Below are 19,381 nucleotides of genomic sequence, written 5' to 3'. Positions count from 1 at the left end.
TGAGGAAAATCGGCAGTTGAACAGGTAGGGGACGGAAATCCGTGCCCGTGGTGGTCGAGGCGGTATGGGAGTCGGGCGCATGCAGACAGGCGGGGGCGGTAACACCCTCTCGGAATCCGAGATCGTCGAGGCCGCCCTGCGGGTGGTCCGGCAGGACGGTGTGGAGAAGCTGTCCATGCGACGGCTCTCCCGCGAACTCGGAGTTTCGCCGATGGCCCCCTATTACTACGTCGCCGACAAGCGCGAGCTACTCGATCTGGTCGCCACCGCCGCCCTCACCGGCGTGCGCAAGCCGCCACCCGAATTCGGCACGTGGCAAATGCGATTGCGGGATCTGATCGACCAGATCGATGAGAAATTGCGCAAGCACCCGGGTCTCGGCGACGTCTTGATCGAGCAGATGCTCGGGAAACAGCTGGACCTGATCGCCGCCGTCATGGAAATCCTCTTCGACGCCGGTTTCGACGAGCGCAATGTGCTCTCCGCCTATGCCACCATCCACACCTATCTGTTCGGGCGCTCGAAGGTGAACCCGCGCGATCGGGCGGGCCTGCTGGACCGGGTGCTTCCGGAGGCGGTGGAGCGCGCCACCAAGCACCTGGCCGATCTCCGCGGCAAGTACTCCTACGACTTCTCGATGGACGTGCTGATCGCGGGCCTGGAAGCTCAGCTTGTCCGGCAGCGGGACGGCCACGTATAGTCAAACTAGAACACGTTCTAGTTTAGGTAGACTGCACCGGCTGCCCAGCACCGCCGGGTTCGAGAGGACACTATGACCACCGTCGACGTACCGCACAGCTCGCGATCGGCCGTGCTGCGGGTCTCCGCGGTCATCAACGAGACGGCCGACTCCTGCTCGCTGGTATTCGACGTGCCCGAGGACCTGCGTGAGCGTTTCACCTACCAGCCGGGCCAGTTCCTGACCCTGCGCATCCCCAGCGACCTCACCGGGTCCGTCGCCCGCTGCTACTCGCTGGCCAGCTCGCCGCACACCGACGACAAGCCCAAGGTGACCGTCAAGCGCACCGTCGACGGGTACGCGTCGAACTGGGTGTGCGACAACGTGAAAGCCGGCGACTCGCTCGAGGTGCTGCCGCCCTCGGGCGTCTTCACCCCCAAGAACCTCGACGAGGACCTGCTGCTGTTCGCGGCCGGCAGCGGCATCACCCCGGTGATGTCCATCCTCAAGTCGGCGCTGGCCCGCGGCAACGGCCGCATCGTGGTCGTCTACGCCAACCGCGACCACGACTCGGTCATCTTCGCCCGGGAACTGCGCGAGCTGGCCGACAAGCACCCGCAGCGGCTGGTCGTGATCCACTGGCTCGAGCACCTGCAGGGCCTGCCCACCGCCGACGCCCTCGCCACCCTGGTCGCGCCCTACGTCGCGCACGAGGCGTTCATGTGCGGCCCCAAGCCGTTCATGGACCGCGTCCACGACGCCCTCGGCCAGCTCGGCATGCCCCGCAACCGCACCCACGCCGAGGTCTTCAACTCGCTCTCCGGCGATCCCTTCGCAGAGGTCGCCCCGAGCGAGATCACCGCCGAGGAGGCCGCCGACGCCGCCAGCGTCGAGGTCGAACTCGACGGCGAAACCCACGAGATGACCTGGCCCCGCAGCCAGACCCTGGTCGACATCATGCTCTCCAAGGGCCTCGACGTCCCCTACTCCTGCCTCGAAGGCGAATGCGGCTCCTGCGCCTGCACCGTCCTCGAAGGCGAAGTGGAAATGGAGAACGCCGAAATCCTCGACCCCGAGGACATCGCCAACGGCTACATCCTCGGCTGCCAGGCCCGCCCGGTGACGGATCACCTGAAGATCCAGTTCTGACGAGCCCGCGAAAAGCGAAATGTGGCCGCCGCGTCGAAAACGCGGCGGCCACATTCTTATTCGAGGGGTGCGGCGCTGAACCCCGCAGAGCAACCGAAAAGTCGGTGCTGCCTAGTACGCCGAGAAGACGTTGTCGATGGAGCCGTAGCGGTGCGCCGCGTAGTTGCAGGCGGCGGTGATGTTGGCGACCGGGTCGTAGATGTCCCAGGACGTTCCGTCGACGTGGTACGCCTGGAAGGTGGGATCGATGACCTGCATCAGGCCCTTGGACGGGATGCCCGCGGCGGCGTTGGAGTCGTACAGGTTGATGGCCTGCGGGTTGCCACCCGACTCACGCTGGATGTTGCGGAAGATGCCGTCGTAGCTGCCGGGGATGCCGTGCTGGCCCATGACGAAGAGGGCATTCTGGATCCAGCCGTTCAGGTCATTGGCGAAGGCCGGAGGGAGGACCTGATTGAACGGGGCCGGGAGGCCCTGGACGACCTGACGGACCTGGTCCTGCTGCGCAGCGGGGAGGCCGTTGTCGAGCTGGGTGGCCTGCTGCTGGACCTGCTGAGCGGTGGCCTGGAACTCGGGCGGGACGCCGTTGACGTCGGCGGCGGCCGGACCGGCGGCGATCACGGCCGAGACGGCCAGGGCCGCGGCGGCTGCGCCGGTGATGGTCTTGACGGGCTGGGCGAACAGGTTTCGTTTGATCATGGTGATTACAGGCGCAGAGCTCACCACGGCGGGCACCCGGAGGGACTCGCCGATGCACTGCATGGGTTGTGATGTGCAAGTGGCGGAACGAGATCTGGGAAATTTCCCAGCTATCACCGTTCAGTCACGCTCCCGCCGAAGGCGGCGGTCTCTGCGTGGTAGTCACCGGCTCATTTCGAGCTGGTATCGGCCTTCACCGACTGATCACAGACTGATCTCGCCAAGTAAACGTAAACTGAACACAGGATGAACACTCGGTGCGAACTGGCCGAGTGGTTCGTCACAGCAATCCGGCAGCGTCATCTGCTGGGCCCGTTTCACTCGCGGATCACCGCTGCGCGCGGTACTTCGCCCGCTGTTCGGGAGCGAGATGCTCGGTCGCGTAACTCAGCGCGGTACGGCCCATATCCGCCGCGTGTGCGTCCAGAAATCCGGTGAGAATCGCGGAATCCACCCGCTTGCCGATCTCCCGCAGCATCCAGCCCACCGCCTTCTGGATCAGATCGCGGCGATCGGAGAGCAGGCGCTCGCAGAGCTCGAGCGTGGTCGCGGTATCGCCCTGCTTGATGAACGCGAATGTGGTCAGCAAGGCCACCCGCCGCTCCCAGAGCGAATCCCCCGCCGCGAATTCGTCGAGCAGGTCCCGGGGGCGTTCGAACAGCCACGGGCCGAGAATGAACTCGGCCGAGGAATCCACCAGATCCCAGTTGTTCACCCGGCCGCGGCGCACGGCCGCCACATACAGATCGACGATCTCCCGTTGTCGCGCCGCATCGCCGCCGCGATTGTGTGTCCCGCCCCCGCGTTTGCGTGTCGCCCTGGCCATTTCGCCGTTCAGAATCACCAATCCGGCCAGCCGGTGCTCGTGCACCGGACTGTCGAGCAACAGATCGATCTCCGAAAGCGGCAGGCCGGCAAATTGTTTCACCGCCTTCCGGGTCTGCGGAACCCGGACGCCGATGAATACATCCCCTTCCCCGTACTCACCCGGCCCGGTTTTGAAGAACCGCTGCAGATGCGCCGCGTCGGCCGGATCGGCGAAGGCCGCCAATTCCGCCTGCACCGCCGCCGCCGTCAGGGTTTTCGACGGCACGCCGGTTCCGCTCATCGCGCCTCCTGCGTCCATGGGCCGGAGAAGTCTGTCGAACGAATCCTAGATCTCTCTCAAGCGGTTTCAGCCGCGGCCTGTAACAGCACCTCGCCGAATTTCCGCATGTGATCCGCTCCGCCGTACCAGGCCGCCACCAATTCCACGGCCGCCGTGCGGGTGCGCCGCGCGACGTCGGCCAGTTCGGCGACGGTGATCTCGCCGGATTCGACCGCCGCCGCGGCCACGTCCAGATCGTGGCTGGCCACCAGCAGCCGCATGATGTGGTGCAGATCGATGGAGGCGTCGCCGGTCCGGAACTCGGCGCCGGCCTTGGTCTGGGCCAGGGCCGAATCAGGCTGCGCCACAGCGGGTTCCGGAGCGGCGCGCCGCCGGGGCTTGACAGTCGCCGGACGCTCGGGCTCGGCCGGCGAAGCGGGCGCGCTCTCCCGCAGCGAGGCCGCGACGGCCTCCAGGTCTTCCATGCGGGCGGGGCTCTCCGTACGGGCCGGGCTCTCCAAACGGGCGGGGCTCTCCAGCCGAGCCGGCGGCTCGGGGTCCGGCGCGTGCCGGCGACCGGTGGGAGCCTCGAGGTCCGCGGGCCGGCTCGCCGCGAATACATCCTCGTGCACACCGGAATGGGCCGCGTACGGCGAGCCATTGGCCGCGGGGCGCACGGCGATCGTCTCGTTCTCCGCCACGGGCGCCGCCGCGTAGAGCTCGCTGTCGAGGGCTGCGCTGGTGAACGATCCGCTATCGGACATGGATCGGGCGTAGGGCGACCCGTTGGTGGCGGGTCGTACGGCAAAGGGCTCGCCATTGGTGGCGGGCATCGCGAGCGGTTCGCTGTCGGTGGTGATCCGAGCCGAGAACGGCTCGCCGTCGGCGGCGAGCCGGGCGGCCACCGCCTCCGGGTCCGCGGTGCGCTGCGGCAGATCGGGGGCGATCCGGCGCGGCAGCGCCTCGGGTTCCGGTGTGGCACGCAGGGTTACGGGCGCGGTCGACCACTGCACGGCCTGCTCCTGGCCGTTTCGGCCCGGGCCGGCGTAGCTGCCGGTGTCGATGCCGGTCAGCACCGGGTTCGGCGACGTGCCCGGTGACGGGGTGTCGGGATGGGTGAGTCGGTAGCCCGGCTGGCGCGCGGGGCGCGAATCCCCCGGGCCGGTGGTGAAATCGGCATCCATGGCCGACATTCTTACCGGCCCGCGGGAAGGGGTGCGACTCGGGCTCGGACCGGGGCATGAGCGCAGGCACCGCGAAACCGGCTCACGATCAACAGTATTGGGGTGTTGACGCCGCTCAGCAATTGCCCGGAGCGGGTTCGCCGCGCAGCCGCGCGTCGATCCACCGCAGTGCGGCGGGCAGTCCCAGCACCGCCGCCGACAAATGTTCCGGGGACGGATTCATATCCATATCCGGCCGCGCAATAGCGGTGATCGGTATCACTATGGCGTCCACCGGAATCAGCGGATCACTCGGCGAATGCCATTCGCAGATAGGTGCATTCGGCACCCCGTCGTACAGTTCCAGGCCGTTCTCCTGCAGCACCGACATCACCGCCGGATCGTCGATCAGCGCGGTGCCGGCCGCGAATTCGCGGCGCACTGTGCCCGGCGCCGATCGCCATGATCTGATTGGTGCAGCCATTGGCCATGGCATTGCGCGGGCGCGGCCACGGGCGGCGTGCCGAGAGCAGCGGGTTCCCGCCGGCTCAACCCAGGTGGGTCATACCCGCCGCCACCACCTGCGCCACATTCAGAATCTCGTCGGCCGTCGGCAGCGGCACCCCGTCCAGGGCGTGCAACCGATCCGTACTCGCGATGGCCAGCATCGCCGACACCCACGCCGCCGCACACGCCCGCAATGTCCCCGGCTGCACCGGGGCCGGCGCGCTCGCCGCCAGCACCCGTGCCGTCGCGTCCAGCAACTGATCCCGCATGCGGCGCAATTGTTTCCGCACATCCGGGTGGGTATCGGCCTCACGCCACAAGATCACCCGCAGCACCGAGGAATTGTTCTCGCGCAGATTCAGCGCGGCATCCATATTGACCAGGCTCTTGGCCGGATCACCCGGCACCACCACCGACTCGATATCGTCCAGCGGCTGCGAGGGGACCCGCTCGGCCATGAGCGCCGACAGAATGGCGCCCTTGGTCGGGAAGTAGTAGAAGATCAGGCCCTTGGGCACCCCGGCGTCCTCGGCGATGGACGCCGTGGGAGTCGCGTCGAATCCATGGGCCGCGAAAAGCCTTTCGGCGGCATCCAGGATGAGCTGGCGAGCATCACCGTCGACCTTCTTGCTGCGACGACGCCCCACCCGGCGGGGCACGGGTCCCACCTTGCGCAGCAGTTCAGACTCTGCTGTGTGCGGCGAATCCGATTCCGCCCTGCGTGATGTGGGCACTGCTCGACTTCCTCCTCACGCTTCGACGCGGAGGCGGCCGCCACCGGTCGGCGGACGTAGACGACAAGCATAACGCGCGGACGCGCCGGCCTCGCTGCGTCTCCGCGCTCACGAGGGCTGTGCACCCGTGATCACGGAGAGCCGAGGCCGGCACGCCGCGAATCGGTCAGTGATGCGCCGCTGCGCCGAAGCGGCCCGACACCTCGGGCATCTCCGCCAGCGCGACCACGACCGTCAACGCACCCACGATCCACGCGACCCAGGATGCGCCGCTGTAGGAGTGGAAGTTCATCACCCACGGGGAGATGAACATCAGGACGCCCAGCACGGCGAGCGCGTAGCCGACCATGCCGGTCGCCATTTCCGCGATCTGCGCCAGGCCCGCGAGTGCGACCAGCACGCCGAGCACCACGAGGGTCCACAGTGCGCGGTTGCTGTGCGCCACCCAGATCGGGGACAGCGCGGCGATTGCGCCGAGCACGACCGTCATGGCCTGCTCCGCGCGACTCACGGTGAACATGGAATGCCTCCTTTGAAAGGCCAGGGAATATGTTCTGATCCCGTTGTATTCCTGATTGACCGACCGATCAATAAATACCCGGATACGATTGGGCCGCATCTCGGGTGTGACGGTCGACACGTCGGCGCGCGACCTTGGGAACCGCTATGGTTGGCGCATGTCGCACTCGGTAGAACACGTTCTAATTGTCGGCGCGGGCCTCGCGGGACTGCGCACGGCCGAAGAGCTGCGACGTGGGGGTTACACCGGCGAACTCACCCTGCTGGGCGACGAGAACCGCGCACCCTACGACCGGCCGCCGCTGTCCAAACAGTACGTGCGCGGCGAAATCGACGACACCGCCCTGCGGCCCGCGGAATTCTTCACCGAGCAGCACATCCGGCTGCGGCTGGGAGTCGCCGCCACCGGCGTCGACACCGCCGCCCGGCGGGTGCGGCTCTCCGACGGCAGCGAAGCCGGATACGACGCCCTCGTGATCGCCACGGGTTTGCGGCCGCGTCGAATCCCGGGCCTGCCCGAGGTCTCCGGCGTCCACGTGCTCCGCTCGCACTCCGACGCCCACGCCCTGCGCGAGCACCTCGGCAGCGCACGCCAGGCCGTCATCGTCGGCGCGGGCTTCATCGGCTGCGAACTGGCCGCCAGCTTCCGGTCCCGCGGCCTCGCGGTGACCATCGTCGAACCCCAGCCCACTCCCCTGTTCGCCGCACTCGGCGAACAGGTCGGCGCGCTGGTGGCACGGCTCCACGAAACCGAGGGCGTCGAACTGCGGTGCGGGATCGGCGTGGAATCGCTTGTCACCGAGGACGACTCCGCACTTGCCACCGAGGGCGACAGGGTCCGCGGCGTACGGCTGACCGACGGCAGCGAGATCGACGCCGATCTGGTGGTCATCGGCATCGGATCGGTGCCCGTCACCGGCTGGCTCGACGACTCCGGCATCCCGCTGGCCGCGCCCGCCGAGGGCGGCGGGGTCCTCACCGACCACACCGGACGCACCAGCGTCCCGGGCGTCTGGGCGGTCGGCGATGTGGCCGCCTGGCCGCACGCGAGCGGTCGCAACAAGCGCGTCGAACACTGGACCAATGCCGGTGAGCAGGCCCAGCTGCTGGCCGCCGCGCTGCTGGGCGCCGACCGGTCCGCCGAGGTGCAGGTGCCCTACGTGTGGAGCGACCAATACGACATGAAGATCCAGGTGCTCGGCATCCCGGCGCTCGCCGACGAGGTGCAGATCGTCGAGGACAAGGGGCGCAAGTTCCTCGCCCACTACCTGCGCGGCGGCGAACTCGTCGCGGTCGTCGGCGCGAGCATGGCCGGCAAGGTCATGAAGGCCCGCGCCCAGCTCGCCGCGACCCTGCGGCCCTCGGCGACGGTCGGCTGAGGCTCTCTACCGCGGTCGGCTGAGCCTCTCTTCCGCGGTCGGCTGAGCCTCTCTTCCGCGGTCGGCTGAGCCTCTCTTCCGCGGTCGGCTGAGCCTCTCTACCGCGGTCCGGCTGAGCCTCTCTACCGCGGTCCGGCTGAGCCTCTCTACCGCGGTCCAGCTGAGCCTCTCTACCGCGGTCCGGCTGAGCCTCTCTACCGCGGTCCAGCTGAGCCTCTCCGCCGCGGTCGGCTGCGCCACGCCCGCGCGGTTTTTCGACCCGCGGTTCGCGGCGGAGGCGGTTCCTTCACTACCGTGCAGGGTGTGATCGTCGCGCTCATCGACTCCGGACTGGGGCTGCTCCCGACGGCCGCCTGGTTGCGGAAGCTGCGGCCCGATCTCGACCTGCTGCTGCTCAACGATCCCGACGGCGCGCCGTGGGGGCCCAAACCCGAGCAGTGGGTCATCGACCGGGTACTGGACACCGCGCGCCTCGCCCTGGGCGAGGGCGCGGAAGTCATTGTGCTGCCCTGCAATACCGCCAGCGTGCAGGCCCTCGAACACGTCCGCACCATGGTCGGCCCCGGCGTGCCGGTCATCGGCACCGTGCCCGCCATCAAACCCGCCGCGGCGGCCTGCCGGAAGGTGGCGGTCTGGGCGACCGCGGCCACCACCGCCAGCGCCTACCAGGCCGACCTCATCGCCCGCTTCGGCGGCGACGCCGACATCACCGGCGTCGCCTGCCACGGCCTGGCCGACGCCATCGACCGCGGCGACCTCGCCGTCATCGCCGAGGCCATCGCCGACGCCGCCGCCCGCACCCCCGCCGACACCGAGGGCATCGTCCTCGGCTGCACCCACTACCCCCTCGTCCTGGACGACATCCTCACCGCTCTCCCCCCCGGCGTCCGCGTCTTCGACAGCGCCGAAGCCGTCGCCGGCCAAACCCTCCGCCGCATGGACGCCCTCGACCGCCCCACCGCGGGCGCCGGCACCGTCCGCGTCCTGGCCTCCGGCCGTACCGCCCAACTCCCCATGGCCGCAGCCGCTTTCGAATCCGGCCGCCTGCTCGGCGCGACAGCCTCGCAGGCGCAGGTCTGCTGACGGAAGTCGGAAACTGTTCGCCACCAGTGCATATTGCACGGCGGCGCGTCGCCTGGCTTCGGCCTGAAGTGGCCATGGCCGCCGACATCCGCATGCCCTCGACCAGGCCGCCATAGGTACCCGCGGGTCGGTCGCAGGTCACCCGATTCAGCGGGTACGTCCGGATCGCGTGGTGCACCGGGCGAACCGGAGCGCGGAAACGCGAACGGCGCCGCTCCTTTCGGAGCGACGCCGTTCGTCAGCGATTCAGAGAATCACCAGTGATTTCGGAAAATCACTTGATGATCTTGGTGACGCGACCGGCACCGACGGTGCGGCCACCCTCACGGATCGCGAAACGCAGGCCCTCGTCCATGGCGACCGGCTGGATGAGCTTGACGCTCATCTCGGTGTTGTCGCCCGGCATGACCATCTCGGTGCCCTCGGGGAGGGTCACGACGCCGGTCACGTCAGTGGTACGGAAGTAGAACTGCGGGCGGTAGTTGTTGAAGAACGGGGTGTGGCGGCCACCCTCGTCCTTCGACAGGATGTACGCCTGGCCCTCGAACTCGGTGTGCGGGGTGGTGGTGCCCGGCTTCACGACGACCTGACCACGCTCGACGTCGTCACGCTTCAGACCACGAACCAGCAGACCGACGTTGTCGCCCGCCTGGCCCTGGTCCAGCAGCTTGCGGAACATCTCGACACCGGTGATGGTGGTCTTCTGCGACTTCTCGCGGATGCCGACGATCTCGACTTCCTCGTTCACGTTGATCACACCGCGCTCGATACGACCGGTGACGACGGTGCCACGACCGGTGATCGTGAAGACGTCCTCGATCGGCATCAGGAACGGCTTGTCGGTCTCACGGACCGGGTCCGGGATCGACTCGTCGACGGCGTTCATGAGCTCCAGCACGGACTGGGTCCACTTCGGGTCGCCCTCGAGCGCCTTCAGGCCGGAGACGCGCACGACGGGGGCATCCTCGTCGAACTCCTGCGAAGCCAGCAGCTCGCGGACCTCCATCTCGACGAGCTCGAGGATTTCCTCGTCGTCGACCATGTCGGACTTGTTCAGCGCGACCAGGATGTAGGGCACGCCGACCTGGCGGGCGAGCAGCACGTGCTCACGGGTCTGCGGCATCGGGCCGTCGGTGGCGGCCACGACCAGGATCGCGCCGTCCATCTGGGCGGCACCGGTGATCATGTTCTTGATGTAGTCCGCGTGACCGGGGGCGTCGACGTGCGCGTAGTGGCGCTTCTCGGTCTGGTACTCGACGTGGGAGATGTTGATCGTGATACCACGAGCCTTCTCCTCCGGCGCCTTGTCGATCTGGTCGAACGCGAACGCAGCGTTCACGTCCGGGTAGGTGTCAGCCAGCACCTTGGTGATCGCGGCAGTCAGCGTGGTCTTGCCGTGGTCGACGTGACCAATGGTGCCGATGTTGACGTGGGGCTTCGTCCGCTCGAACTTCGCCTTCGCCACTGTTGTCCTCCTGGACTAGTTAGTGCGTTGCTTTTGCAGCAGTGCGGTTTTTTCTTACAGGGGGTCGTTCAGACGACCGATTCGGGACGGATTCTCGCAAACCCGTCCCGCAGCGATTTACTCGCCGGTCGCCTTGGCGATGATCTCCTTCGACACGTTGGCCGGAACCTCCGCGTACGAATCGAACACCATCGAGAAGTTCGCTCGGCCCTGGGTCTTCGACCGCAGGTCACCGATGTAGCCGAACATCTCCGAGAGCGGAACCAGCGCCTTGACGACACGGGCACCACTGCGTTCCTCCATGGCCTGGATCTGGCCACGGCGGGAGTTCAGGTCGCCGATCACTTCGCCCATGTAATCCTCGGGCGTGGTGACCTCGACAGCCATGAGCGGCTCGAGGATCACCGGACCGGCCTTGCGGGCCGCTTCCTTGAGGGCCATCGCGCCGGCGATCTTGAACGCCATTTCCGAGGAGTCGACCTCGTGGTAGGCGCCGTCGAGCAGCGAGACCTTCATGTTGACCAGCGGGAATCCAGCGAGGACACCGTACTGCATGGCGTCCTGAGCACCGGCGTCGACCGACGGGATGTACTCACGCGGAACGCGGCCACCGGTGACCTTGTTCTCGAACTCGTACGTCGCGCCGTCCTCGCCCACGAAGGGCTCCAGGCCGATGATCACGCGGGCGAACTGACCCGAGCCACCGGTCTGCTTCTTGTGGGTGTACTCGAGCTTCTCGACCTTCTTGGTGATGGTCTCGCGGTACGCCACCTGCGGCTTGCCGATGTTGGCCTCGACCTTGAACTCGCGCTTCATGCGGTCCACGTAGATGTCGAGCTGCAGCTCGCCCATACCGCCGATGACGGTCTGGCCGGTCTCCTGGTCCAGCTTCACGTTGAAGGTGGGGTCCTCCTCCGCGAACTTCTGGATCGCGACGCCCAGCTTCTCCTGGTCGGCCTTGGTCTTCGGCTCGATGGCCACCTCGATGACCGGGTCCGGGAAGGTCATGGACTCGAGCACGATCTGGTTCTGCGGATCGCACAGGGTGTCACCCGTGGTGGTGTCCTTCAGGCCGATGACCGCGTAGATGTGGCCGGCCACACCCTCGGAAACCGGGTTCTCCTTGTTGGAGTGCATCTGGAACAGCTTGCCCAGACGCTCCTTCTTGCCCTTGGTCGCGTTGATGACCTGGGCGCCGGAGTCGACCCGGCCCGAGTACACGCGGACGTAGGTCAGCTTGCCGAAGAACGGGTGGGTGGCGATCTTGAACGCCAGCGCCGCGAACGGCTCGTCCGAGCTCGGCTTGCGGGTGAGGACCTCGTCCTCCTTGCCCGGCACGTGACCGTGCACGGACTCGACGTCCAGCGGGGACGGCAGGTAGTCGATGACGGCGTCGAGCATGGGCTGCACGCCCTTGTTCTTGAACGCCGAACCGCAGAGCACCGGGTAGAGCTCCGAGTTCACGGTCATCTTGCGGATGGCGCCCTTGATCTCCTCGACCGAGAGCTCCTCGCCGCCGAAGAACTTCTCCAGCAGGGCCTCATCGGACTCGGCGACGGTCTCGAGCAGCTCCTGGCGGTACTGCTCGGCGCGGTCCTTCAGATCGGCCGGGATCTCGACGACCTCGTACTGCTCACCGAGCTTGGTCTCGCCCCGCCAGACCTTGGCATTGTTCTCGACCAGGTCGACGATGCCCTCGAAGGTGTCCTCGGCGCCGATCGGCAGCTGGATGACCAGCGGCTTTGCACCCAGGCGGTCCTTGATGGTCTGGACGGTGAAGTAGAAGTCGGCGCCCAGCTTGTCCATCTTGTTGACGAAGCAGATGCGCGGGACGTCGTACTTGTCGGCCTGGCGCCACACCTGCTCGGACTGCGGCTCGACGCCTTCCTTGCCATCGAACACCGCGACGGCGCCGTCGAGGACGCGCAGCGAGCGCTCGACCTCGACCGTGAAGTCCACGTGGCCGGGGGTGTCGATGATGTTGATCTGGTTGTCTTTCCAGAAACAGGTCGTCGCGGCCGACGTGATGGTGATGCCGCGTTCCTGCTCCTGCGCCATCCAGTCCATGGTGGCGGCGCCGTCGTGCACCTCACCGATCTTGTAGGTGATACCGGTGTAGAAGAGGATGCGTTCGGTAGTCGTCGTCTTACCGGCATCGATGTGGGCCATGATGCCGATGTTGCGGACCTTGTGCAGGTCGGTGAGCACGTCCTGTGCCACGGAAATCTTCCCCGCTCGTAGCTAGTTGGGATTCAACGGGATAGGCCTCGAGTTCTCCGAAGCCCTCGGTGTCAACGTCGGGCGCGACGCGTGGGTGCCTCGCTTGGAACAGCTCAGCTGTCGCGCCCGACATGTGACTCGTCTCCCGGCACTTCCGAACGGAGGGCCGGGCCACAGGTCACCAGCGGTAGTGCGCGAAGGCCCGGTTGGACTCGGCCATCTTGTGGGTGTCCTCGCGACGCTTCACCGAAGCGCCCAGGCCGTTGCTGGCGTCCAGCAGCTCGTTGGCCAGACGCTCGATCATGGTCTTCTCGCGACGAGCGCGGGAGTAGTTGACCAGCCAGCGCAGCGCCAGGGTGTTGGCGCGGCCGGGACGAACCTCGACCGGCACCTGGTAGGTGGCGCCACCGACGCGGCGGGGCTTCACCTCGAGGGCGGGCTTGACGTTGTCGAGCGCGCGCTTGAGGGTGACGACCGGGTCGGTGCCGGTCTTCTCACGAGCCTGCTCGAGGGCGCCGTAGACGATGCGCTCGGCGGTGGACTTCTTGCCGTCCAGCAGGATCTTGTTGACCAGCTGCGTCACCAGGGGCGAGCCGTAGACCGGGTCGTTGATCAGGGGACGCTTGGGAGCGGGACCCTTGCGCGGCATTAGCTCTTCTCCTTCTTGGCGCCGTAGCGGCTGCGGGCCTGCTTGCGGTTCTTGACACCCTGGGTGTCGAGCGAGCCGCGGATGATCTTGTAGCGCACACCCGGGAGGTCCTTCACACGACCGCCGCGGACGAGCACCATCGAGTGCTCCTGCAGGTTGTGGCCCTCACCGGGGATGTAAGCCGTGACCTCGACCGCGCTGGTCAGGCGAACACGCGCGACCTTACGCAGCGCGGAGTTCGGCTTCTTCGGGGTCGTGGTGTACACGCGGGTGCACACGCCACGACGCTGCGGGCTCCCCTTGAGGGCCGCAGTCTTGGTCTTGGCGACCTTGTCGCGGCGACCCTTGCGGACCAGCTGGTTGATGGTTGGCATAGACCGGCTTTCCTTTTAGTAACCAGGTGTCTGGAACTTCATGTCTTTGTCATTCGAGCTTTCCGCCCTGTTCTCATGGCATTTCGTCTCCACGAGGTCGGGCGTGTCGTGCACAGTTCAGAGGCCTTTTTCAAGGCATGCTGAAACGGTCAGCCGCTCTCGCTGGCCTACGTACTGCACATCAACTTGCCCGCATGCTCCGGGCACAGCGGTCCACGATACTCGTCGGCTCTTTCGGGGGCAAAAGAGGGTCCCCCCACCGGGGCTGGTAGAGCCGTTATCGAGCCAGGTTCAACGTCAACTCGACCAGCTTGCGCGCCGCATCGCAGGGGTCCGCATGCTGAGATCCGCTGCGATAGTTGACCCACCAGCCGACGATGCCGGTATCCGCGGCCGGCGCGCTCACGCCGCAGGAGTCCGGATCGTTCGGGCGGCGGGTTTCCACCGAGCGGCGGCCCTGGACGGTTATGTCGTTGGTCACATACTTCAGGCGGTCGTTGTTCTGCTTCTCGTTGTTGAGCGAGCCCAGCTCGTACCAGCTGAGAGTGACCATGCCGCTGCCGGCGGTGCCGCCGGTGAGGTTCCACATGCAGACCGCGCCATTGAAGGACGGCTCCACATACATGTTGTCGCCCACCGATTTCGCGATGTCGTCCTGGGCGACCACCTGGCATTCGCGCAGCAGCTTGTCGAAATTGGTGTTGATGCGCGAGGTTCCGCCGGTACCGGTGCCGGTGGTGCCGCCCGCAGGCAGCGCGCTGCCGGGGACGGTCTTGCCGCAGCCGCCCAGCGCGGCGGTCAGGGCCAGCACCGAGAGGGCGATCGCGCCGCGCACCCGCCTGGATCGACCTGACATTCCGGTCCCCCTCATCCGAGCCGCTGCACGGTCAGTTCGGCCATCTTGCGAGTGCGGTCACACGGGTTGCCGAGGTTGCCGCTGCTGAATACGCCGTAGGAGATGGACCATTCGAAGAAGTCGTCGTCCAGCTGCACCGCGAGATCGCAGACGGCGTTGCTGGGGTCGAGAGCCTGGAAGCCCTTCTTCCCGCCCACCTCGATGGTGTCCGGGGTGCGGCCCACGCTGGCCACCCACGCCTTCTCGCGATCGATGGGACTGCCGCGGTAGGAGGCGAAAGTGACGCTGGAGGAACTGATTCCGCCGGCCTGCCAGTTGCAGCCGGTCGAGTTCTTGAAGACGGTGGTGAGGGTGCCGAGCCCACCCAGGTCGCGTACCTCGTCGTCGGTGAGGTGGCCGCATTCCCCGACGAACGGGCCCAGCGCCGCCACCTTCTGCGGCGGTTTGAACCCCGGCTCGTCGCCGGAATCGCTCTTCCCCCCACACGCCGACACCAGCAGCGCGAGGCTCAACCCCGTGACAACCGCGGACGCCATTCGCATGGACCCGACTCTACTGTGCGCAGCCAGGAGCAGCCGTTGCGCAGACAGCGAAACCCCATGGTTCGCGGCGCGTCTCGTTCTGGACCGAGCGGAGCGGGGAACGAAGCGGAGGAGCGCGGGGAGGGAAGAACGAGACCTCCAGCGCCGCGAACCCGCCCGGAGCGAAGCGGAGGGCAATCGGGCACAGTTCAGAGGTTTCCGCGTGCCTCTTGTTCACGTTCTATTGCCTGGAAGAGCGCCTTGAAGTTGCCCTTGCCGAAGCCGAGGGAGCCGTGGCGTTCGATCAGCTCGAAGAAGACGGTGGGCCGGTCGGTGAGGGGCTTGCAGAAGATCTGCAGCAGGTAGCCGTCCTCGTCGCGGTCGACCAGGATGCCGCGGCGCTGCAGTTCGGCGACCGGGACGCGGACATGGCCGATGCGGGCGCGCAGTTCCGGGTCCTCGTAGTAGCTGTCGGGGGTGTCGAGGAATTCGATGCCCTCCCGGCGCAGCACGTCGACGGCGGCGAGGATGTCGCCGGTCGCCAGCGCGATGTGCTGGACGCCGGGTCCGCGGTAGAACTCGAGGTACTCGTCGATCTGCGAGCGCTTGCGACTGGGGGCGGGTTCGTTGAGCGGGAACTTGACCCGATGGTTGCCGTTGGCCACCACCTTGCTCATCAGGGCGGAGTACTCGGTGGCGATGTCGTCGCCGACGAATTCGGCCATGTTCTCGAAACCCATGACGCGCCGGTAGAACTCGACCCAGTCGTCCATGCGCCCGAGTTCCACGTTGCCGACCACGTGGTCGATGGCCTGGAAGATGCGCCGGGGTTGGCCGGCCCGCGGGGCGTAGGCGGAGCGGCGCGGGGTGTAGCCGGGCAGGTAGGGGCCGTAGTAGCGGGAGCGGTCGACGAGGGTGTGCCGTGTGTCGCCGTAGGTGCCGATGGCGGCGGTGCGGACGGTGCCGTAGTCGTCGGTCTCGTCGTGCGGTTCGACCAGCACGGTGGCGCCCTGGGCGCGGGCGCGGCGGACGCAGCGGTCCACGTCCGGGACCTCGAGCGCGATGTCCACCACCCCGTCCCCGTGCAGATCGTGGTGTGCGACAAGCGGACTGGCCGGATCCACCGCGCCCTTGACGACGAATCGGGCGCCGCCGCTGCGCAGCACGAACGCCTTGTGGTCACGATTGCCGGTTTCGGGACCCGAGTAGGCCTCCAGCCGCATGCCGAAGGCGGACTGGAGGTAGTGCGCGGTCTGGGTGGCATTGCCGACCACCCAGACGAGGGCGTCCCAGCCCAGTACGGGGAACGGGTCCGCGGCGGCATCGTGGTCCACCAGGCCGACGAGGCGGCGGAGTTCGTCGTCGCCGGGCAGGTCGCCGGATCGGGCCCGAGCGAATCCGGGGCGGGCGTGGGCGCTGCCGTGGTGTCCTGCGTCGATGCTCATGTGCCCAGGAAAGGCCCAGCGGCGCGACTAGGCAATATCGCCGAATTCCACTGGACACTCTGGTGAATTGCACCACCATCTGCCGCCGGGTGCTGGACAATTTGAATAGCAGCGAACTCACGAGCGGAGGTTCCGCCATGTCCCGCACGCCCGCCCGGCTGGATGAGCTGGATCTGGCCATCCTCACCGCCATGCACGAGTACCAGAAGGCGGGCATTCTGGAACTCTCCCGCCGCACCCGGGTCGCCCGCGCCACCGTGCAGTCGCGCATCGCGCGCATGGAGGAGGCGGGGGTGATCTCCTCCTACGATCCGCAGATCGATGTCACCGCGGCCGGTTTCGATGTGCAGGCGTTCGTGACGCTGGAGATCGCGCAGGGCGCGCTGGAAGCGGTCGCCACCGATCTCGACGCCATCCCCGGGGTGCTGGAGGCCTACGCCACCACCGGTACCGGGGATGTGCTGTGCCGGATCGGCGCGGATTCGCACGCCGGATTGCAGGCCGTCCTGCTGAGCATCGACCGGACCAGCTCGGTGGTGCGGTCGCACAGCGTGGTGGTGTTGTCCACCGTCGTCCCGCAGCGCACCCTGCCGCTGCTGCGCACGCTCACCCCGTCCGGGTCGAGCAAGGCGCCGGCGTACCGCGCCGCGCACTGAGAATCCGCGACAGCCCGGTCAGAGCCGCAGGTCCGCTCCGGGATCGAGGATTTCGACGACGGGCTTGCGGTCCGGTTCCGAGAAGGAGAGCAGGGCAGCGGCTTCCGCCTCCACCGCGGCGCGGTCGGCGCGGGACCACCTGGCGTGCGGGCTGATCCGCAGCGACGCGGTGTCCCCCTTGGTGAACACCTTGTAGACGCCCGAGAGGAAACCGTCGATCAGGATCGGGGAGACCTGGTTGGCGAAGGCGCGCAGGGGCGGGGCATTGCCGTCGGGGACGATGCGGGTGCGGTCCTGGTGGGACAGGATGGCGTTGTCGTACCAGCCCAGCAGGCGGACGGGGGCGGGCAGATCCGGGTCGGCGAGGGTGGCGTCGGCGGCGTCGTAGTGGGTGCGGCCGCGGTCGTCGATGTAGGTGCGGACCCGGTCGCCGAGCTTCTCGACAGCCTTCTTCATGCCGGTGAGCTTGGACCAGGTCTGCATGTCCATGGTGGTGGCGGGACCGAAGGCGCGCAGATAGCGCAGCAGCAGTTCCTCGAGCGGGTAGCCGGGGTCGGGGGCTGCGCCGAGCCAGGGTTGCACGCGGGACCAGACCGGACGGCTGCTGTCGCCCCACCGGCCACGGGGCGGGGTCTGCAGGACGGGGAGCTGGTAGAGCCAGGCCTGCACGATCGCGCCGGGATCGCGGTCCGGGTACCGGGCGGCGGCGTGTTCGCGCAGCGTCGCGGCGGGCGTCGGCTCGTCGCCGAGTACCTCTTCCCCCTGCGCGCGCACCTCCTCGGGATCCAGGCCGACCAGCGCGCCGAAGTTGAAACCCTTACGGAAGGGGATCTTTTCGAGTTCCGGCTGGATGTGCGGGGCGATGCGCAGCGCGTCGGGCGGGGTAACCAGGTGAATGGTGCCGCGCATCAGGGTGATTCGCACCAGCGACCGGTCGTCGAGGGCCTTCGACACCGTCCCGGGATCGAAATCGGCTGTGCGGCTCCACAATGCGACGAACGGCGGCAGCATGTCCTGCGCCTGCAGGCCGATGAGATGGTCGCACAGCTCGTGCACGCCGAGCCCGGACCGCTCGAGCAGATGCTGACGCGCGAGCAGGGTCCGGTTCAGCACCCGGTTGGACAACTTCACGATCGGTGACGCTACGGGAGCCGGACACGGTGCGCGCGCGATCGCGCCGGGCGAACCGGGTCAGCGGAGGGTGACGACGACCTTGCCGGTGGCGGTGCGCTTGTCGAGGGCGGAGACCGCCTCGGCGGTGTGCGCGAGGGCGTAGAGCACGGGCTCCGGCGGGGTGATCTTGCCGTTCGCGAGCAGCGGTGCCACCTCGGCCCACTGCTCCTGCAGGTAGCCCGGGTGGGACATGACCCACTCGCCCCAGGCCGCGCCGACCACCTCGACGTTCTTGAGCAGCAGGCGGTTCACCTTGACGGTGGGGATGTCGCCCGCGGTGAAGCCGACCACCAGCAGCCGCCCGGCCGAAGCCAGCGAGCGAATGCTGTCGGTGAAGCGGTCGCCGCCGACCGGGTCGAGCACGATGTCGACGCCGCGGCCGCCGGTGAGTTCCTTGACCGCGGCCAGCCAGCCGTCGGTGAGCACCACGTCGGTGGCCCCGTTGGCCCGGGCGACCTCGGCCTTCTCCTCCGTGCTGACCACGGCGACGACGCGCCCAGCGCCCAGCGCCTGTGCCATGCGCAGCGTGGAGGTGCCGATGCCGCCGGCGGCGCCGTGCACCAGCACGGTCTCCCCGGGGGCCAGGCGGCCGCGGTTGCGGAGGCAGAAGTGCACGGTCAGGTCGTTGAACAGCACGCCCGCCCCGGACTCGAGCGACACATTGTCGGGCAGTTTGAAGACCATTTCCGCCGGCGCCACCGCGACTTCCGCGGCCGCGTTGCCGAGCAGGGTCAGCGCGACCACCCGGTCGCCGGGCCGCACGTGCGAGCCCTCCGGCGCCTCGCGCACGATGCCGCCGACCTCGCAGCCGACGACGTAGGGCAGCGGCGGCTTCATCTGGTACAGGCCGCGGGTCATGAGTACATCGGGGAAGGCGATCCCGGCCGCGTGCACGTCGATGACGACGCCGCCCGGATACCCCGCCGGCTCGGGAATCTCGAGAACCTCGATGGCCTCCGGGCCTTCCAGCTTGCTCACCACGGCTGCGCGCATTCTCGATCAACTCCGATCAATTCACGGCGG

General features: G+C 67.7%; 20 protein-coding genes. 5 read left to right on the top strand and 15 right to left on the bottom strand.

Annotation, left to right across the window (positions count from 1 at the left end; translation table 11 throughout):
* Positions 1 to 79: 79 nt before the first annotated feature.
* Together mftR2 and ACFXKA_RS06575 are read left to right on the top strand one after the other, a co-directional pair.
* Positions 80 to 700 carry a mycofactocin system transcriptional regulator MftR2 gene (gene mftR2 / locus ACFXKA_RS06580; RefSeq protein WP_354836466.1) on the top strand — a complete coding sequence of 207 codons (621 nt, stop codon included), beginning with the start codon at positions 80 to 82 and terminating at the stop codon, positions 698 to 700.
* A gap of 72 nt (positions 701 to 772) precedes the next feature.
* Positions 773 to 1,828 carry a 2Fe-2S iron-sulfur cluster-binding protein gene (locus ACFXKA_RS06575; protein ID WP_379426393.1) on the top strand — a complete coding sequence of 352 codons (1,056 nt, stop codon included), beginning with the start codon at positions 773 to 775 and terminating at the stop codon, positions 1,826 to 1,828.
* A gap of 111 nt (positions 1,829 to 1,939) precedes the next feature.
* Here ACFXKA_RS06575 and ACFXKA_RS06570 read toward each other — a convergent pair whose 3' ends face one another.
* The 6 genes from ACFXKA_RS06570 to ACFXKA_RS06545 form a co-directional block, all read right to left on the bottom strand.
* A complete protein-coding gene (locus ACFXKA_RS06570; RefSeq protein WP_379426392.1) occupies positions 1,940 to 2,527 on the bottom strand; it encodes a transglycosylase SLT domain-containing protein in 588 nt (195 codons plus the stop codon).
* A gap of 328 nt (positions 2,528 to 2,855) precedes the next feature.
* On the bottom strand, positions 2,856 to 3,635 hold the full coding sequence (locus tag ACFXKA_RS06565; protein ID WP_379426391.1) for a DNA alkylation repair protein: 780 nt from the start codon (positions 3,633 to 3,635) through the stop codon (positions 2,856 to 2,858).
* Positions 3,636 to 3,691: 56 nt separating this feature from the next.
* The gene (locus ACFXKA_RS06560) at positions 3,692 to 4,798 is read right to left on the bottom strand and encodes a hypothetical protein (RefSeq protein ID WP_379426390.1); all 1,107 of its coding nucleotides are present in this window, start codon (positions 4,796 to 4,798) and stop codon (positions 3,692 to 3,694) included.
* A 115-nt stretch (positions 4,799 to 4,913) separates the two neighbouring features.
* On the bottom strand, positions 4,914 to 5,261 hold the full coding sequence (locus tag ACFXKA_RS06555; protein ID WP_379426389.1) for a lipase family protein: 348 nt from the start codon (positions 5,259 to 5,261) through the stop codon (positions 4,914 to 4,916).
* A gap of 64 nt (positions 5,262 to 5,325) precedes the next feature.
* Positions 5,326 to 5,943, bottom strand: a complete 618-nt coding sequence (locus ACFXKA_RS06550) for a helix-turn-helix domain-containing protein (protein ID WP_354836476.1) — start codon at positions 5,941 to 5,943, stop codon at positions 5,326 to 5,328.
* A gap of 241 nt (positions 5,944 to 6,184) precedes the next feature.
* Positions 6,185 to 6,538, bottom strand: coding sequence for an SPW repeat protein (locus ACFXKA_RS06545; RefSeq protein ID WP_379426388.1), 354 nt, complete (start codon positions 6,536 to 6,538; stop codon positions 6,185 to 6,187).
* A 157-nt stretch (positions 6,539 to 6,695) separates the two neighbouring features.
* Here ACFXKA_RS06545 and ACFXKA_RS06540 point away from each other — a divergent pair, with 157 nt between their 5' ends.
* A complete protein-coding gene (locus ACFXKA_RS06540) occupies positions 6,696 to 7,916 on the top strand; it encodes an NAD(P)/FAD-dependent oxidoreductase (protein WP_379426387.1) in 1,221 nt (406 codons plus the stop codon).
* 303 nt (positions 7,917 to 8,219) lie between these two features.
* Positions 8,220 to 8,999 carry an aspartate/glutamate racemase family protein gene (locus ACFXKA_RS06535; protein WP_354836482.1) on the top strand — a complete coding sequence of 260 codons (780 nt, stop codon included), beginning with the start codon at positions 8,220 to 8,222 and terminating at the stop codon, positions 8,997 to 8,999.
* A 274-nt stretch (positions 9,000 to 9,273) separates the two neighbouring features.
* Here the strand turns inward: ACFXKA_RS06535 and tuf are convergent, their stop codons facing one another.
* The 7 genes from tuf to hppD all read right to left on the bottom strand — a co-directional run bounded on the left by tuf (position 9,274) and on the right by hppD (position 16,529).
* Entirely contained in the window at positions 9,274 to 10,464 is a 1,191-nt protein-coding gene (tuf, locus tag ACFXKA_RS06530) for an elongation factor Tu (protein ID WP_354836484.1), read from the bottom strand.
* Between the two features lie 117 nt (positions 10,465 to 10,581).
* A complete protein-coding gene (fusA, locus tag ACFXKA_RS06525) occupies positions 10,582 to 12,684 on the bottom strand; it encodes an elongation factor G (protein WP_354836486.1) in 2,103 nt (700 codons plus the stop codon).
* 178 nt (positions 12,685 to 12,862) lie between these two features.
* Complete coding sequence (gene rpsG / locus ACFXKA_RS06520; RefSeq protein ID WP_030517120.1) at positions 12,863 to 13,333, bottom strand: 30S ribosomal protein S7; 471 nt, start codon at positions 13,331 to 13,333, stop codon at positions 12,863 to 12,865.
* Positions 13,333 to 13,707, bottom strand: coding sequence for a 30S ribosomal protein S12 (gene rpsL / locus ACFXKA_RS06515; RefSeq protein ID WP_014353064.1), 375 nt, complete (start codon positions 13,705 to 13,707; stop codon positions 13,333 to 13,335). Before rpsL ends, rpsG begins: the two co-directional genes overlap by 1 nt.
* A gap of 277 nt (positions 13,708 to 13,984) precedes the next feature.
* Positions 13,985 to 14,563 carry a DUF3558 domain-containing protein gene (locus ACFXKA_RS06510; protein ID WP_354836489.1) on the bottom strand — a complete coding sequence of 193 codons (579 nt, stop codon included), beginning with the start codon at positions 14,561 to 14,563 and terminating at the stop codon, positions 13,985 to 13,987.
* Positions 14,564 to 14,574: 11 nt separating this feature from the next.
* Complete coding sequence (locus ACFXKA_RS06505; RefSeq protein WP_354836491.1) at positions 14,575 to 15,105, bottom strand: DUF3558 domain-containing protein; 531 nt, start codon at positions 15,103 to 15,105, stop codon at positions 14,575 to 14,577.
* A gap of 188 nt (positions 15,106 to 15,293) precedes the next feature.
* Positions 15,294 to 16,529, bottom strand: a complete 1,236-nt coding sequence (hppD, locus tag ACFXKA_RS06500) for a 4-hydroxyphenylpyruvate dioxygenase (protein WP_379426386.1) — start codon at positions 16,527 to 16,529, stop codon at positions 15,294 to 15,296.
* Between the two features lie 137 nt (positions 16,530 to 16,666).
* Here hppD and ACFXKA_RS06495 point away from each other — a divergent pair, with 137 nt between their 5' ends.
* Positions 16,667 to 17,185, top strand: a complete 519-nt coding sequence (locus ACFXKA_RS06495; RefSeq protein ID WP_354836495.1) for an Lrp/AsnC ligand binding domain-containing protein — start codon at positions 16,667 to 16,669, stop codon at positions 17,183 to 17,185.
* Positions 17,186 to 17,203: 18 nt separating this feature from the next.
* Here ACFXKA_RS06495 and ACFXKA_RS06490 read toward each other — a convergent pair whose 3' ends face one another.
* Both ACFXKA_RS06490 and ACFXKA_RS06485 read right to left on the bottom strand, forming a co-directional pair.
* Positions 17,204 to 18,316: a winged helix DNA-binding domain-containing protein gene (locus ACFXKA_RS06490; RefSeq protein WP_379426385.1), complete on the bottom strand. Its 1,113-nt coding sequence runs from the start codon at positions 18,314 to 18,316 to the stop codon at positions 17,204 to 17,206.
* 60 nt (positions 18,317 to 18,376) lie between these two features.
* Positions 18,377 to 19,351 (bottom strand): NADPH:quinone oxidoreductase family protein, encoded by a 975-nt coding sequence (locus ACFXKA_RS06485; protein ID WP_379426384.1) that lies wholly within the window; start codon positions 19,349 to 19,351, stop codon positions 18,377 to 18,379.
* Between the last annotated feature and the right edge of the window lie 30 nt (positions 19,352 to 19,381).

This window comes from Nocardia sp. NPDC059228 (assembly GCF_042754245.1).
Classification (GTDB): domain Bacteria; phylum Actinomycetota; class Actinomycetes; order Mycobacteriales; family Mycobacteriaceae; genus Nocardia.
The sequence above is the reverse complement of the archived record's forward strand: the minus strand, read 5'-3'. Positions and strand labels throughout refer to the sequence as shown.

Excerpts from the sequence above, each read along its gene's own strand:
- mftR2 (WP_354836466.1), top strand. The coding sequence starts at position 80 with ATGCAGACAGGCGGGGGCGGTAACACCCTCTCGGAATCCGAGATCGTC.
- ACFXKA_RS06575 (WP_379426393.1), top strand. The coding sequence starts at position 773 with ATGACCACCGTCGACGTACCGCACAGCTCGCGATCGGCCGTGCTGCGG.
- ACFXKA_RS06570 (WP_379426392.1), bottom strand. The coding sequence starts at position 2,527 with ATGATCAAACGAAACCTGTTCGCCCAGCCCGTCAAGACCATCACCGGC.
- ACFXKA_RS06565 (WP_379426391.1), bottom strand. The coding sequence starts at position 3,635 with ATGAGCGGAACCGGCGTGCCGTCGAAAACCCTGACGGCGGCGGCGGTG.
- ACFXKA_RS06560 (WP_379426390.1), bottom strand. The coding sequence starts at position 4,798 with ATGGATGCCGATTTCACCACCGGCCCGGGGGATTCGCGCCCCGCGCGC.
- ACFXKA_RS06555 (WP_379426389.1), bottom strand. The coding sequence starts at position 5,261 with ATGGCTGCACCAATCAGATCATGGCGATCGGCGCCGGGCACAGTGCGC.
- ACFXKA_RS06545 (WP_379426388.1), bottom strand. The coding sequence starts at position 6,538 with ATGTTCACCGTGAGTCGCGCGGAGCAGGCCATGACGGTCGTGCTCGGC.
- ACFXKA_RS06540 (WP_379426387.1), top strand. The coding sequence starts at position 6,696 with ATGTCGCACTCGGTAGAACACGTTCTAATTGTCGGCGCGGGCCTCGCG.
- rpsG (WP_030517120.1), bottom strand. The coding sequence starts at position 13,333 with ATGCCGCGCAAGGGTCCCGCTCCCAAGCGTCCCCTGATCAACGACCCG.
- rpsL (WP_014353064.1), bottom strand. The coding sequence starts at position 13,707 with ATGCCAACCATCAACCAGCTGGTCCGCAAGGGTCGCCGCGACAAGGTC.
- ACFXKA_RS06510 (WP_354836489.1), bottom strand. The coding sequence starts at position 14,563 with ATGTCAGGTCGATCCAGGCGGGTGCGCGGCGCGATCGCCCTCTCGGTG.
- ACFXKA_RS06505 (WP_354836491.1), bottom strand. The coding sequence starts at position 15,105 with ATGCGAATGGCGTCCGCGGTTGTCACGGGGTTGAGCCTCGCGCTGCTG.
- hppD (WP_379426386.1), bottom strand. The coding sequence starts at position 16,529 with ATGAGCATCGACGCAGGACACCACGGCAGCGCCCACGCCCGCCCCGGA.
- ACFXKA_RS06495 (WP_354836495.1), top strand. The coding sequence starts at position 16,667 with ATGTCCCGCACGCCCGCCCGGCTGGATGAGCTGGATCTGGCCATCCTC.
- ACFXKA_RS06485 (WP_379426384.1), bottom strand. The coding sequence starts at position 19,351 with ATGCGCGCAGCCGTGGTGAGCAAGCTGGAAGGCCCGGAGGCCATCGAG.